Raw genomic sequence first — 14491 nt, 5'->3', positions numbered from 1 at the left:
AGTAAAAATGCAAATTTGGATTACAAAATATTAATTTTGTAGCGCCGTTAAGCCAATAAAATCGACTGAATCTGTCAACTTATGCCACAACTTTTGCTATAATATTCCGTCTTTATTTTTTATCTCTCCTTGACCATTATGCACTATCCTAAAGTTTACGATGTCATTGTTATTGGTGGCGGTCACGCAGGCACCGAAGCGGCGCTTGCAGCAGCACGTATGGGTCGTCAAACCTTACTCTTAACTCATAACATTGAGACTTTAGGGCAGATGAGCTGTAACCCTGCTATTGGCGGGATTGGTAAGTCGCATTTGGTACGTGAGATTGATGCCTTGGGCGGTGCAATGGCATTGGCTGCCGATAAAAGTGGGATTCAATTCCGTATTTTAAACTCGCGTAAAGGTGCTGCGGTTCGTGCAACACGTGCGCAGGCAGACCGTGTTCGTTTTAAAGCTGCGATTCGTACCACTTTAGAAAACCAAGCCAATTTAGATATTTTCCAGCAAGCAGCCGATGACTTGATTGTAGAAGGCGATACTGTAAAAGGTGTTGTGACCCAAATGGGCATTCGCTTTGATGCAAAAACGGTGGTATTGACCACAGGTACCTTCTTAGGTGGCGTTATTCATATTGGTTTGGAAAAATCGAGTGGCGGTCGTGCAGGCGATCCCCCATCAATTGCTTTGGCGGCGCGTTTACGTGAATTAAATTTGCCTGTTGGTCGTTTAAAAACAGGTACGCCACCACGTATTGATGCACGTTCAGTCGATTTTTCGGTCATGATTCCGCAGCCGGGTGATTTCCCATCGCCAACCATGTCATTCATGGGTGATGTGTCGATGCACCCTGAACAAGTGAACTGCTATATCACGCATACCAATGAACGTACTCACGAAATTATTCGTGGTGGTTTAGATCGTTCACCTATGTATACAGGTGTCATTGAAGGTGTTGGCCCACGTTACTGTCCATCGATTGAAGATAAAATTCACCGTTTTTCTGACAAAGACTCGCATCAGGTGTTTTTGGAGCCTGAAGGTTTAGATACACATGAATTGTATCCAAACGGAATTTCAACGTCTTTACCGTTTGATGTGCAGTTCGAATTAGTTCGTTCAATTCGTGGTATGGAAAATGCGCATATTTTGCGTCCGGGTTATGCGATTGAATATGATTACTTCAATCCACAAGCCTTGAAATTCACTTTGGAAACCAAAGCCATTAATAATTTGTATTTTGCAGGTCAAATTAATGGCACGACTGGTTATGAAGAAGCGGGTGCGCAAGGTGTGTTGGCTGGTTTGAATGCGGCACGTCGCGCTTGGGATCAGGAACAATGGACACCAAAACGTGATGAAGCTTATATTGGTGTATTGGTTGATGATTTGATCACACTGGGTACCAAAGAACCGTACCGCATGTTTACCTCACGTGCGGAATATCGTTTGATGTTGCGTGAAGACAATGCTGATCAGCGTTTGACCCCAATTGGTCGTGAACTTGGTTTGGTGGATGACACCCGTTGGGCGGCTTACTGTGAAAAAATGGAAGCAGTAGAACGTGAAACAGGGCGTTTACAGCATTTGTGGGCTGCACCAAACAACCCGATGGGCAAAAAATTTGTTGAAATGACAGGTGCAGATTTATCTAAAGAATGTTCTGCGATTGATCTGTTAAAACGTCCAAATATCAGCTTTGCGCAAATTGCAGAATTAACGGGTTCAGAAGTTTCTGCACAAGTGGGTGACCAAATTGAAATTGCGGTGAAATATGCAGGTTATATTAACCGTCAGCATGAAGATGTCGCACAATTAAAACGCTTGGAAGAAACCAAAATCCCTGCGGATTTTGATTATGATGCAATTTCAGGTTTATCGCGCGAAATTACGCTGAAGTTAAAGCATGTTTTGCCTGAAACTTTGGCACAAGCCAGTCGTATTCCGGGTGTGACACCTGCTGCAGTTCAATTGGTGATGATCACCATTCGTAAAAATGCACAGTCACGTAAATCTGCATAAGATTTGCTAGAGTAATGCAGGAGCCCGCAAATTTAAATTGCGGGCTTTTTATGCACCAAAGTAAATCAGATGCTAAGTAAAGAAGAAGTTAAGTATAAGAGAAAACTTGATTTCGACCACACATCTTATGATTTCACAGCTAGATCAGGAGCAGTTAAAGTGATACTTATCGACATAGATAGGGGGAAAAATATGACTTTAAAAACCATTCGTTATAATACAGCTGAACTCGCATGACCATGTTGTGCAATGCCGAGTCAATTTTAATTTTAACTTCAATCAGCAATCATAATAACTAAGTTTAAAAGAAAATGATAATATTATTGCCCCAATATTTGGGGCTTTTTTAATCCTGATTCTGATGCACCGCATTGGCAATTTCTATAGGTTCAATCTGAATCAGCTTTTTACCAAAACTACGCAACCACCAAACCAATTGCGAGGTAAACGGCACAGTGGCTGTCACCAACACATCACCATTTTCCAGTGTTTCCATGGTTTGATCTTTGCTTAATTGGCTTTCATCAAAGTAAATGGCATCAGCTTTTTGCATGGTAAGTTTGAGCTGAATATTTTCAGTAGCTTTGCTGAAATCGACTCTGAAACCCAATTCGCCAGATTCAATATAGGCATCAATATCAAAATTAACAGGATGCAGGGCGCGTGAATCTAAAACTTTGGCCGCTTTAAAACGATGCAGGGCAAAAGTTTGAATGTCGGTTTTGTCAAATCGGGTACAAATTAAATAAATCACCGCACCTTTTTGCACCAAAGCCAAAGGATTCAGCACATAGGTTTTTTCTTCGCCTGAACTGCTGCGTGATTGATAAATACATTCCAGTTGTTTGTCTTGGAGCAAGCCTTCATAAATCGCCTGTTGTGCATTGCGGTCTACGACTGGCGGAATTAAAGGTTGTGTTGCAGGCACAATCCGCACACGGTTAATCCATTGGCGAACATTATTTTGCGTGGATAGACTACGCCGTGCCAAATCAAACCAAGGGTTCATTTCTTCAATCAGGCTTGGTGGCAACAAGTGTTTTAAATGTTCTTCGACCATCATAAACGTCACCGCTTGAGAGCTAGTCATGTGCGGTAAACTTTGAATCGGTGCATCTGAACGCCAGCGCCAACCCTGCGGTACGGTACCGTTACTTTCAATGGGGAAACGCTGTGAAATTTGATTTAAGTCACGTTGAATTGTACGCAAACTAATATCGATACCTTCACGTTGCAAGACATCGTGTAATTCACGTGTGCCCATCCATTTACCTGTAGAAAGGCGCGATAAAATTTGCCATTGGCGATATAAACTATTCGATGTTTCTTTTTCTTGTATAGACATATTCAGTATTTGCTTGGTCGTTTTAAATGAGTCAGAGCTTGAGTGTTAACACAATAAGAAAACTTAGAATGTTTATCAAGTTTTTTACTCAAAAAGGCGGTGCAGTATATATTCAGATCATGCATCTACGCAGTGAGTTCAGAGGATTAACGTATTTTAGATTCGATTAAACTATGTGAAAAAGTATGTGATTGGTGAAAGACGACTCAGAATTTCTATTGGTTTGAAAGTGTATTTTTGATAAGCAAGACTAAACTGTATGCTTTAAGTAAGGTCAAGTCTTTTTCTTGTATGCTTGAGGCGGGTTTATGTAAATAAAAACATATATAGTCTTATGGTGTTGTAGTTTAATTAAGCACACAATTTGGACAAAACCTGACTTGAAATAAGGAGGAACAAACAACCGTGAATTTATCTAGCGGCGATGCACGAGAAATTTTTTGGTTAGCCCGTTATTTAACCCGTATTCAATATGTCTGTCAGCAATTTCCATTTAAACAAAATGATGCTGCTTTGACTTATGCACATGCCTTTTGTTTGCCTGCATTTGATGCTGCTTCTTTAAATGAATTGATTTTAAACGAAGAACAGCCTGCCTCATTTGCGATGCAGTTTGAGCAAACACGGACAAAAATTCAAAACTTGGCACAGGTTTTCACTAAAACCACTTATGTTGAATTACAGCAATGTATTCAAAATGCGTACGATAACGCGAGTTATATTTGTGATGTGGTACAAGACTGCGAAGCACTATTAGATGCAGAACCACAGCAGATATTTTTATTCTTTCAGTTGGGGCAAAAAATTGAACAATTAGACCGACAAATTCGGTTAAAACAATCCACTGAAAAGACTTTGTCGCAATTGGAAATGATTGTACAATGTTTGAAAGATTTAGGTTGGACATCGCTTGTAGACGCATGGCAACAACTGAAACAGCAACCCGATACCATGCATTTTTATCACTTTAGTGATCATATTCAGCACTTACTTTCAGTGGATTAAGCCAGCGACCTGTCATGTCAAACTGATCGACAACAATATTATTTATAAACTCTGCGTAGTTAGAAAAAATAATGGAAGCCGAAGCTCCCATTAGATCTAAAATTTATTGCTAGCTTTGAGTCGCTATCAAATTTTACAGATTTGACTCGTGCAGCATTTTAGGCTCGATTGCTTAGTCTCGTTCAACCGCAAGTGCAACACCCATACCACCGCCTACGCAAAGCGTTGCGATGCCTTTTTTTGCATCACGGCGTTGCATTTCGTGTACTAATGTCACAAGGATACGACAACCTGACGCACCAATCGGGTGACCGAGGGCAATTGCACCACCATTGACGTTTACTTTATCTAAGTCTAAGCTTAGTTCTTTGGCAACACCTAAAGCTTGTGCGGCAAAGGCTTCATTAGCTTCAATCAAATCGACTTGATCTAAGCTCCAACCTGCTTTATTTAAGGTTTTCTGCACAGCTTCAACAGGGCCAAGACCCATAACTTCAGGCTCAATACCCGACATTGCATAGGCTTTAATACGTGCTAAAGGTTGTACACCTAAGGCTGCAGCTTTGTCTGCGCTCATCATTAACACTGCTGCTGCACCATCGTTGATACCAGAAGCATTACCTGCTGTTACGCTGCCATCTTTTTTGAACGCAGGGCGTAATTTATTCAGGCTTTCAAGCGTAGTATTGGCTTTGATGTATTCATCTTCGGCAAATACAATTGGGTCGCCTTTACGCTGTGGAATGCTTACAGCTGCAATTTCATCTTTAAATTTACCAGCCACTTGTGCTGCAGCCGCGCGTTGTTGTGAAGTCAGTGCCAATTGGTCTTGTTCTTCGCGGTTTAAACCAAGCTTTTCTACAATATTTTCTGCAGTAATACCCATGTGGTATTGATTATAAGCATCGGTTAAACCATCAGCCACCATGCTGTCGATCAACTGGGCATTCCCCATTTTTTGACCGTTACGCAATTGCATATAGTGTGCGCTTTGTGACATTGATTCTTGACCACCAGCAACCACAATTTCTGCTTCATCACACTGAATTGCTTGTGCAGCCAAATGTACGGCACGTAAACCTGAACCACACACCACGTTTAGCGTTGATGCAGGTACTTGTACAGGAATACCCGCAGCAATTGCGGCTTGACGAGCTGGGTTTTGACCTACACCTGTAGTAAGTACGTTGCCCATAATCACCTGATCAACTTGTTCAGGCTGTACTTTGGCACTGTCTAAGACTGCACGAATTGCTGTTTGCCCCAATTGTGGTGCAGATAAAGAAGCGAGGCTACCTAAAAAACTACCAATTGCAGTACGTTTTGCAGCAACAATGACAACATCTTTCATTTTATATCCTTAAATTTTATGTTCACGTTTCTAGGGATGCACATGATATATAGCATGTGGATTGCTGTTGTTATATGACTGATTAAAATAAATTTACCAAAACATAGCGACCTGGTGCTGCTTCAATCGTGGATATTGCGCATTACCCAAGGCACGGGCAGGGATTTGTTCGCCTGCATAGAGATTTTGAGTGTGATTTTCAGCTTAATATTTGGATGACTGTAAAGCGGTAAATACAAATGTGGATGACCACGAATTTTTATCAATATCAATGAAAATGCAGAGGCTTTGAGAAAATATAAAGTGAAAAGAAAATATCGAAGTGAGAAAAGAAAATCGCTTAGACGATTGCATGCAACAAAATTGCTACATGCAACAGATCCATAAAAGAATACTAAATGCTGGTTACCTTACGCTGTGGACGAGAACTTAAACGACATAGCAGTTCATAGCCAATGGTGCCATTGGCCGTGGCGACATCATCTACCAAACGGTGTTTGCCCCATAGTTCAACTTGTGTGCCTAATTCAACGTCTAAACCTGTGACATCAATGGCAATCATATCCATTGACACACGACCAAGCACGGGCGTTAATTTTGAACCAATCGCAACAAAATTCGGCTGCACAAATGTACGTGGATAGCCATCGCCATAACCAATTGAAACAATGGCAATTTGCATGGCTTGTTCTGCAGTAAAGGTTGATCCGTAGCCCACGTGTTCGCCTGCATCAATCTGATTTAATACAATCACTTCTGCACTCAAAGTCATCACAGGCTTCAAGTCCAGTGTATGCACATTATGTGCGGCAAAAGGCGTAGCTCCGTAAAGCATGATGCCTGGGCGTACATAATCAAAATGCAATTCAGGATAACGATAGATTGCAGCAGAGTTACAGCAAGAAGCAAGAATAGGGCTGCAATTGTCTTTGACATGCAAAAATTGTGCGACTTGTTGATCATTTAAAGCATGGTCACCATCGGCATTGGCAAAATGCATGGTCAACACACAGGTAAAACCTTCTGCTTTGAGCATGTGAATCACATCAATAATTTCAGGAATTTTAAAACCTAAACGATTCATGCCGCTGTTGAGCTTGACCCAGACTTTTAAGCCTTGTGCGATATAATCAGCTTTATGTTGCAGTAGCCAATCGAGCTGTGCTTGATGATGCACCACACATTCCAATTTGTGTGCCAATACGCTTTGCATTTCATTGGCAGAAAAAACACCTTCAATCAGGGTGATGGGCTGCGTATATCCCAATTCGCGGATTTCTAAGGCTTCTTCAACACAAGCGACACCAAAGGCATCGCTGTCTTTTAAGGCTGCTAAGCAGTCTTTTACACCATGTCCGTAAGCATTGGCCTTGACCATGCTAACAATTTTCGCTGTTGGGGCAAGTTGTTTGACACGGTTTAAATTATATTGCAGTGCCTGACTGTCAATATAAACTGTTGCTTGGCGCACCCTCATTACTCCTTGGGAATGACAATTGGTAATTTGTGTTAGATACACTGTGGAGTGATAAATAAATACTAAAAATAGTTCTATTTAAAAATATTCACTATTGTAGACTTATCAACCTCAAATAGACACGAACATCTAAGTTTTTGATCATAAATTAACTTAAGATCGAAAAATCTATTAGGTTATTGATTGCAAATCATTTGTAAAAGTTTCAGGCTTTATTTTCCATATAAAACTATACATTCTAAAAGCTATCATGGCGTTAGATGCTCCCACTTAGGAAAATTCTGAACTTTACAAGTTAGGGCAAGAATCAGATGATTGTGGAGCGTGGGTTTGTAATTTAAATAAACTCAAAGAGTTTAAAAATGTATTTTGAACTAGAATATGTTGAATAAACGATGAAAATATTTTGTTATCTGGGGTGGAGTACATTATTTTTCTGTCAGTCAGTTATGGCGTGTATGCCACATTCACCCAAAGATGTATTTATTGCCCGTTACCACGGTTCACTGCCAGTACAGGAGAGTTCAGACTTCATCTTTCAACTCAGTTCAGGTCAATTTATTTTTCGCTCAAAACTAGATGAAGTTAAATATAAAAAACCTGCACAATGGAAAAGTACATTTTCTAGTCAAAATATTGAAAAAGGGCAGTTAGAGATGGATCCGTAAATTTGAACAACTCCTATAAGTGATATTCTGCTCCTCAAATGATGTTATAAACATCAATATATGGAGTATTTTATGGCACGTAGACCAAGAAGAAATCATTCAAATGATTTTAAAGCTAAGGTAGCACTTGCTGCGATTAAAGCAGAAAAAACACTTGCTGAATTGAGTGCTGAATTTGATGTTCATCAAAACCAAATTATTGACTGGAAAAATCAATTGATCTCAGCTTCCTCGCAAGCTTTCGATCAATCAAAAGCTCCATCAGAACCCCCCATTGATCTTAAAAAGTTACATGCAAAAATCGGTGAGCAGGCATTAGAAATTGATTTTTTAGAAGGTGTGTTGAAGAAACTGGGCCGCTTCAACCACAAAAGTTAATCGACGACTCACTTCAGATTTCAGTATCTAAGCAAGCTAAGCTGCTGAAAGTCTCCCGTGGTTGTTATTATTATCGCCCAAAACCTGTTAGCTCATCAGATCTGAAGCTGATGCGATGTATTGATGAATTACATATGCAATATCCTTTTGCAGGCAGTCGTATGATGCGTGATTTGTTGAATCGTCAAGGGCATCATATAGGACGACGTCATACACGTACTTTAATGAAGAAAATGGGTATTCAGGCGTTATATTGCAAACCAAATTTAAGCCAGGCTAATCAAGCTCACCGTAAATATCCATATCTGCTCAAAGGGTTGGCTATTCAGCGCAGTAATCAAGTGTGGTCTACGGATATAACGTATATCCCTATGGCAAAAGGCTTTGTTTATTTATGTGCTGTGATTGATTGGCATAGCCGCAAGGTACTTGCGCATAGGGTATCGATTAGTATGGAGGTGGATTTTTGTATTTCGGTTTTAAATGAAGCGATTGAAAAATATGGATCACCTGAAATATTGAATACAGACCAAGGCAGTCAGTTCACCAGTGATGCATTTATTGATGTATTGAAATCAAATGGCATTCAAATCAGTATGGATGGTAAAGGTCGATGGGTAGATAATGTGATGGTTGAACGATTATGGCGGAGCGTTAAATATGAAGAGGTGTATCTCAAAGCTTATAGCAGTGTCACAGATGCGAAAAAGCAATTAAGTGCATATTTTGAGTTTTATAATTTGAAACGACCTCATTCGAGTCTAGACATGAGAAGCACTGCTTCGCAAGGCTAAATGAGTTTTACTATGATCAGCTACCCCAACAAAACAAGGTGGCTTAACTAGAGCGGAATATCACTTATAAATACGCTTTTAGTTGTTCAAACAAGTGGGACCACCTCTGTTTGATCATAGGTTTAGCTTATACTCCCGATGGTGCTAAACCTGAACAATATCAAATAGTTTCATTTGCAACATTAAACTGTAAGAATGATCAGCTTGTTATATCTAAAGCGATTGCCCCATTTTTAGCTTGGAATAAGCAGACATCAAATTGTTCTACAGGCGATAGAGCAGAGGTTGGGATTTTAGATGGTTTTATAGACTATGATCAGACACATTATTTGGCGCAACTGCAACAAAAATATCCAACATGTGAACAACTCAATAAAGTATTTCCTTCACTTGAAATGGAAGAAAATAGCCAATATTGGAATTTACTCTCAAGCTGGAAACTATGGTGGGCAAAGTTTATAAGTCAGATTAAATCATGGTTTTAATAAAAAAGAGCAATGCAAGCATTACTCTTCATCATCATACTGAGCATAATACTCAGGAGATAAGTTACTAAAACGCGTATATTGTCCTTCAAAAGCAAGACGTACCGTACCAATTGGGCCGTTACGCTGTTTACCAATAATAATTTCGGCTGTGCCTGCTTCTTTAGATTCTTTGTTATACACCTCATCACGGTAAATAAACATGATTAAATCCGCATCCTGTTCAATCGCGCCTGATTCACGCAAGTCAGACATCACAGGGCGTTTATTAGGTCGGTTCTCTAAGGAACGGTTCAGCTGCGACAAAGCAATCACAGGGCAGTTCATCTCTTTGGCTAAGGCTTTTAAGCTACGTGAAATTTCTGAAATCTCGCCGACACGGTTATCGCCCATGCCTGGGACTTTCATTAATTGCAAGTAATCGACCATGATACAGCCGATTTTACCGCCATGTTGTTTGGCAATTCGTCGTGCACGTGCACGTACTTCCGTGGGGGGCAGGGCAGATGAGTCATCAATATACAAATGCTTTTCTTGCAGTTGTAAAATCGTGCCTGTGACTTTTGACCATTCATCGCCACTGAGTTTGCCTGAACGTAAATTCCCCTGATGCACTTTGCCGTAAGCAGAAATCAAACGCATTGCAATTGAGTCTGCAGGCATTTCCATAGAGTAGACAAGGGCAGGCAAGTCATTGTTAAACAGAACACTTTCGACCAAGTTCATGGCAAAAGTGGTTTTACCCATAGATGGACGCGCAGCGACAATAATCAAATCACCTGCTTGCATGCCTGAGGTTTTATTATCTAACTCTACAAAGCCTGTGGTTAAGCCTGTGATGTTACCTTCCATTTTAGAAAGTTCGTCAAGTTTGTCGAATACATCGGCAACGACACTCGATATGGGTTTTGGGCCTTGTGCTTTTGCATTGTTATTGTGTTGTTCGGCAATTTGGAAAATATTAGTTTCAGCTAAGTCTAAAATTTCACTCACGCTACGACCTTTGGTGTCATAGGCATTTTGTAAAATTTCAGAACTGACTTTAATCATGTTTCTGAGGGTCGAGAATTCTTTAATTTTTGTGGCATAAGTTTCTAGGTTATAAAAACTAGAAGGCGAGTCCGCCATGAGCTGCATTAAATACTCTTCACCGCCCGCAGCTTCAAGCAAATTTTGTTTAATCAGCCAGTCATTTACCAATACGGCATCATAAGGTGAGTTTTCTTTAGACAAAGAATCAATGGCACGGAAGATATATTTATGGCGTGTCGCGTAAAAATCAGATTCTTGTAATACATCACCTACTTGCTCAAAAGATTCTGCCACAGTCATTAATGCAGCCAAAACAGCTTGTTCGATGGCTAAGTTATGCGGTGGAGTACGAAACTCTTTGAGCGGGCTGTTCTCATTTGGTTTTAGATCAGACTTTGCAGTATGTTGCTTTGCGCTAGCAGTCGCCTGTGACATATAAATCCCTGATTTTTAAAACAGTAAATGCTGAATAATGCACGAGGGGATAGAATTTTAAACTCATATTCTTTCCACTTCCCGATGATACGCCCTCTAAAAAAAAAAGCGAGTAGATTTTGGCGAAGGATAGGTCAAAGCGTGCAGGACTATTTGGAAAATTCTACTAAATGTTTATTTTAAAGACAAAAAAAGAGCATGCGATTAAGCATGCTCTTTCTTTTTGCAGAAAATTACTCAGATACGATAGTAACGAGAACTTCAGCAACAACATCATGGTGCAATTGGATTGCGATGTTGAATTCACCAGTGTGACGAAGCGCACCATTTGGTAAACGAACTTCTGCACGGTCAACTTCAAGACCAGCGTTCGTTAACGCATCTGCGATGTCACGAGTACCGATAGAACCGAAAAGTTTACCTTCATCACCAGCTTTAGCTGTGATGACGATGTTAACTTCGTTCAATTGGTCAGCACGCGCTTGAGCAGCAGCTAAAATTTCAGCTTCATGTTTCTCAAGTTCAGCACGACGAGCTTCGAATGCAGCAGTGTTTGCTTCAGTTGCAGCAACTGCTTTACCTTGAGGGATCAAGTAGTTACGGCCGTAACCAGCTTTAACTGAAACTTTATCGCCTAATTTACCAAGGTTCTTAATGCGTTGTAATAAGATAATATCCACAGCTCAACCTCACTTATGATTGTCAGTGTAAGGGATCAACGCTAAGTAGCGAGCTTGTTTGATAGCAAGCGCTAATTGACGTTGGTAACGAGCTTTAGTACCTGTAATACGGCTAGGAACAATCTTGCCATTTTCAGTGATGTACTGTTTTAGTGTATCGATATCTTTGTAGTCGATGTACGTAACGTTCTCAGCTGTAAAGCGGCAGAACTTGCGACGACGGTAAAAACGTGCCATTGATGTTCTCCTTAAGCTTCAGCAGAGTCTTGGTTAGCGTGTTGTGCTTCTTCACGTTGAGCTTTACGCGCACGTTTTTCTTCAGCACTCTTAGCCAATAATGACTCTTCAGTGATAGCGTTTTCACGACGGATGATCAAGCTACGAAGGATCGCGTCGTTATAACGGAACAATTCTTCTAACTCGTCAAGCGTAGTTTGACTACATTCAACGTTCATAAGAATATAGTGCGCTTTGTGAATTTTGTTAATTGGGTAAGCCAATTGACGACGGCCCCAATCTTCTAAACGGTGAATTTGACCTTCAGCTTCTTTGATGTGAGTTAGGTAACGTTCTACCATACCCACAACTTGATCGCTTTGGTCTGGGTGTACCAAAAGTACGATTTCGTAGTGACGCATTGTCAGCTCCTTACGGTTTATGCAGCCCCTGACTAAATTGAGCCAGAAGCAAGGAGTCACAACCGAAGTTGTGTCGCAAAATTGCGAAGCGTGAATTTTAGAGCTTTTGCCAAGTAAATACAAGGCTTTGTCTAAGAAAAGATCGGCTTGGATAAAAGAGTAGGGTATTTTGAATCTTGGATTGGAATTTATATTTTTACTATGTATTTGAATGTTACTTACTTTTGGTGAGTTTTTTTGAGAAGTTAATTACAGAATGAATTAATTGAAGTGAGTTTAATTATTGTTGTTGAAATTGTGAAATGTGCAGAGGGTATTCCATTAAAAGATAGAGCTAAACTCTATCTTTTAAAAAAGTATGATTTGCGTGCTTGGCGCAGTTGCTGTAAAGCTAAAACATAAACTCACAACCGTAATTAAAATAACCGAAAATAGGAAAAAGCGTTTTGCCCATAATTGATCATTTTTTGCTTTGAATCCAATGACGCCAATATAGAACCAATAAATACAAAGTGCATTTAAAATAACCAGATATAGCCAGTTTGCATAATCAAATACAAACAGTCCATTCATGGCAATAGTAAATAACACCACATAAACCAGTGATTCAATTTTCGTTCGTAAAATTGAACGAGCAACTGGCAAAATTGGAATACCCGCATTTTTGTAATCATCAAAACGGTAAATTGCAATCGCCCAAGAGTGGGGCATTTGCCAAAGTGCATAACCTAAAAAGATCAGTAGTGCAGCTAAGTCAAATTGATTTGCAACAGCAGTATAACCAATGACAGGTGGGCTTGCGCCAGAAATACTGCCAATAATGGTTTGATGAATTGTTGTGCGTTTGGTCCATAGACTGTAAAAGCCGACATAAACCACGAAACCAATCAGTGCAAAAAGAAAAGCGTATGCGTTAACTGCAAACCATAAAATGCTAAAACCAATGACGCCCAATACTACTGAATACATCAGCGCGATAGGAACAGAAACAGTTTTTTTCACTAAAGCACGGTTTTGTGTGCGTTGCATTTTTTGGTCGATGTCTTGGTCAATAATATTGTTGACCACACATCCTGAGGCGACAACAAGTGTTGTACCAAGCAGAGTAAGCAGCAGGAGAAGGAAATCTACAGAACCTTGGGTGGCTACGAAGTAGCCACCCAAAGTGGTAACAAAGTTACCGAAGAGAATTCCTGGCTTAGTCAGGAATAAATACTTTTTCAGCATGACGACCAGTTTAGATCATCATGTTGTAGTGTAGGTAATTCATGATCCATACAGAGCCCACTAAAAGAATAGCGATAGTTAAGATGGTATACACGAATGCAATCACGTTCCAGCGTTGCTCTGAAGAAGAGTTCATATGCAGGAAGTAAATTAACTGCACAAGAATCTGAGCAACCGCAGTAATCGCGATGACAGTAATCAAGATACCACGGCCAAAACCGCCTGCCATCACCATACCGAATGGAATTACGGTAAGGATGACAGAAAGGATAAAGCCAATCGTATATTGCTTAACGTTACCGTGTGATTCGCCAGCAGCGTTGTGATCGTGACTCATTACAGAACTCCCATCAAGTAAACTACGCTGAATACACAGATCCAAACGATGTCAAGGAAGTGCCAGAACAAGCTTAGGCAAGCTAAACGACGCATGTTCGGAATAGTCAAACCATATTTCTTGATTTGCACCATTAACACGATCATCCAAACTAAACCTGAAGTTACGTGAATACCGTGCGTACCAACCAAAGTAAAGAACGCAGATAAGAACGCACTTGTGCTTGGACCATGACCAGCATGAACTAAATGGTTGAACTCATAAAGTTCCATTCCAATAAAGGTCGCACCGAAAATCCAGGTAATACCTAACCAAGTTAAAACCTTAGCAACATCTTTCTTGTAAGCAGCTAAAACGGCAAAACCGAAAGTTACAGAAGAAATCAACAGGGCAAAAGTTGATGTTAAAACGAAGCCTAATGACTCGCCAAACAAATCTTTAGCTGTTGGAGTGCCTACTGGAACGTGGCTACTTAATACAGCGAACGCGATGAAGAGTGTACCGAAAAGTACAAGGTCACTCATCAAATAGGTCCAGAAACCAAAGACGGTGATGTCTGTATCATCGTGGTGATGATCATCATGTCCGTGGTTGTTGTGATGAAGTACTTCAGCCATGTC

13 protein-coding genes and 2 pseudogenes are annotated in these 14491 nt (G+C 40.3%); 5 read left to right on the top strand and 10 right to left on the bottom strand.

Annotation, left to right across the window (positions count from 1 at the left end):
• Positions 1–138 precede the first annotated feature (138 nt).
• Positions 139–2019 (top strand): tRNA uridine-5-carboxymethylaminomethyl(34) synthesis enzyme MnmG, encoded by a 1881-nt coding sequence (gene mnmG, locus AC0T5Z_RS08050; RefSeq protein WP_291337961.1) that lies wholly within the window; start codon positions 139–141, stop codon positions 2017–2019.
• 346 nt (positions 2020–2365) lie between these two features.
• On the opposite strand, the gene AC0T5Z_RS08045 is transcribed toward mnmG, so the two are convergent.
• Complete coding sequence (locus tag AC0T5Z_RS08045) at positions 2366–3364, bottom strand: helix-turn-helix transcriptional regulator (RefSeq protein ID WP_291337959.1); 999 nt, start codon at positions 3362–3364, stop codon at positions 2366–2368.
• 405 nt (positions 3365–3769) lie between these two features.
• Between AC0T5Z_RS08045 and AC0T5Z_RS08040 the strand changes: the two genes are divergently transcribed.
• The gene (locus AC0T5Z_RS08040) at positions 3770–4369 is read left to right on the top strand and encodes a hypothetical protein (RefSeq protein WP_291337958.1); all 600 of its coding nucleotides are present in this window, start codon (positions 3770–3772) and stop codon (positions 4367–4369) included.
• Positions 4370–4541: 172 nt separating this feature from the next.
• Here the strand turns inward: AC0T5Z_RS08040 and AC0T5Z_RS08035 are convergent, their stop codons facing one another.
• Both AC0T5Z_RS08035 and alr read right to left on the bottom strand, forming a co-directional pair.
• Positions 4542–5720 (bottom strand): acetyl-CoA C-acetyltransferase, encoded by a 1179-nt coding sequence (locus tag AC0T5Z_RS08035; RefSeq protein WP_435337084.1) that lies wholly within the window; start codon positions 5718–5720, stop codon positions 4542–4544.
• A gap of 394 nt (positions 5721–6114) precedes the next feature.
• Positions 6115–7191 carry an alanine racemase gene (gene alr, locus AC0T5Z_RS08030; protein ID WP_291337956.1) on the bottom strand — a complete coding sequence of 359 codons (1077 nt, stop codon included), beginning with the start codon at positions 7189–7191 and terminating at the stop codon, positions 6115–6117.
• A gap of 464 nt (positions 7192–7655) precedes the next feature.
• On the opposite strand from alr, the pseudogene AC0T5Z_RS08025 reads away from it, so the two are divergent.
• The 3 genes and pseudogenes from AC0T5Z_RS08025 to AC0T5Z_RS08015 form a co-directional block, all read left to right on the top strand.
• Positions 7656–7850 (top strand): annotated as a pseudogene (locus AC0T5Z_RS08025) (hypothetical protein); the annotation flags it as partial.
• An 87-nt stretch (positions 7851–7937) separates the two neighbouring features.
• Positions 7938–9084 (top strand): annotated as a pseudogene (locus tag AC0T5Z_RS08020) (IS3 family transposase).
• A gap of 63 nt (positions 9085–9147) precedes the next feature.
• Positions 9148–9522 (top strand): hypothetical protein, encoded by a 375-nt coding sequence (locus tag AC0T5Z_RS08015; protein ID WP_435337211.1) that lies wholly within the window; start codon positions 9148–9150, stop codon positions 9520–9522.
• 21 nt (positions 9523–9543) lie between these two features.
• Here the strand turns inward: AC0T5Z_RS08015 and dnaB are convergent, their stop codons facing one another.
• The 7 genes from dnaB to cyoC form a co-directional block, all read right to left on the bottom strand.
• The gene (gene dnaB / locus AC0T5Z_RS08010; RefSeq protein WP_291337954.1) at positions 9544–10989 is read right to left on the bottom strand and encodes a replicative DNA helicase; all 1446 of its coding nucleotides are present in this window, start codon (positions 10987–10989) and stop codon (positions 9544–9546) included.
• A 233-nt stretch (positions 10990–11222) separates the two neighbouring features.
• Positions 11223–11669, bottom strand: coding sequence for a 50S ribosomal protein L9 (gene rplI / locus AC0T5Z_RS08005; RefSeq protein WP_291337952.1), 447 nt, complete (start codon positions 11667–11669; stop codon positions 11223–11225).
• 9 nt (positions 11670–11678) lie between these two features.
• On the bottom strand, positions 11679–11906 hold the full coding sequence (gene rpsR, locus AC0T5Z_RS08000) for a 30S ribosomal protein S18 (RefSeq protein ID WP_004719336.1): 228 nt from the start codon (positions 11904–11906) through the stop codon (positions 11679–11681).
• 11 nt (positions 11907–11917) lie between these two features.
• On the bottom strand, positions 11918–12307 hold the full coding sequence (gene rpsF, locus AC0T5Z_RS07995; RefSeq protein ID WP_291337928.1) for a 30S ribosomal protein S6: 390 nt from the start codon (positions 12305–12307) through the stop codon (positions 11918–11920).
• Between the two features lie 348 nt (positions 12308–12655).
• Positions 12656–13534 carry a heme o synthase gene (cyoE, locus tag AC0T5Z_RS07990; protein WP_435337212.1) on the bottom strand — a complete coding sequence of 293 codons (879 nt, stop codon included), beginning with the start codon at positions 13532–13534 and terminating at the stop codon, positions 12656–12658.
• A 10-nt stretch (positions 13535–13544) separates the two neighbouring features.
• Complete coding sequence (locus AC0T5Z_RS07985; protein WP_004815696.1) at positions 13545–13871, bottom strand: cytochrome o ubiquinol oxidase subunit IV; 327 nt, start codon at positions 13869–13871, stop codon at positions 13545–13547.
• Positions 13871–14488 carry a cytochrome o ubiquinol oxidase subunit III gene (cyoC, locus tag AC0T5Z_RS07980; RefSeq protein ID WP_435337213.1) on the bottom strand — a complete coding sequence of 206 codons (618 nt, stop codon included), beginning with the start codon at positions 14486–14488 and terminating at the stop codon, positions 13871–13873. The genes AC0T5Z_RS07985 and cyoC overlap by 1 nt, the downstream gene beginning before the upstream one ends.
• Positions 14489–14491 lie beyond the last annotated feature (3 nt).

This window comes from Acinetobacter pengchengensis, from assembly GCF_982235305.1.
Note: the sequence above shows the minus strand (reverse complement) of the source record. Positions and strands in the feature narration are given on the sequence as shown.

Bases quoted from the DNA above. Each gene is read 5' to 3' on its own strand.
- mnmG (WP_291337961.1), top strand. From the start codon at position 139: ATGCACTATCCTAAAGTTTACGATGTCATTGTTATTGGTGGCGGTCAC.
- AC0T5Z_RS08045 (WP_291337959.1), bottom strand. From the start codon at position 3,364: ATGTCTATACAAGAAAAAGAAACATCGAATAGTTTATATCGCCAATGG.
- AC0T5Z_RS08035 (WP_435337084.1), bottom strand. From the start codon at position 5,720: ATGAAAGATGTTGTCATTGTTGCTGCAAAACGTACTGCAATTGGTAGT.
- dnaB (WP_291337954.1), bottom strand. From the start codon at position 10,989: ATGTCACAGGCGACTGCTAGCGCAAAGCAACATACTGCAAAGTCTGAT.
- rpsR (WP_004719336.1), bottom strand. From the start codon at position 11,906: ATGGCACGTTTTTACCGTCGTCGCAAGTTCTGCCGCTTTACAGCTGAG.
- rpsF (WP_291337928.1), bottom strand. From the start codon at position 12,307: ATGCGTCACTACGAAATCGTACTTTTGGTACACCCAGACCAAAGCGAT.
- cyoE (WP_435337212.1), bottom strand. From the start codon at position 13,534: ATGCTGAAAAAGTATTTATTCCTGACTAAGCCAGGAATTCTCTTCGGT.
- AC0T5Z_RS07985 (WP_004815696.1), bottom strand. From the start codon at position 13,871: ATGAGTCACGATCACAACGCTGCTGGCGAATCACACGGTAACGTTAAG.
- cyoC (WP_435337213.1), bottom strand. From the start codon at position 14,488: ATGGCTGAAGTACTTCATCACAACAACCACGGACATGATGATCATCAC.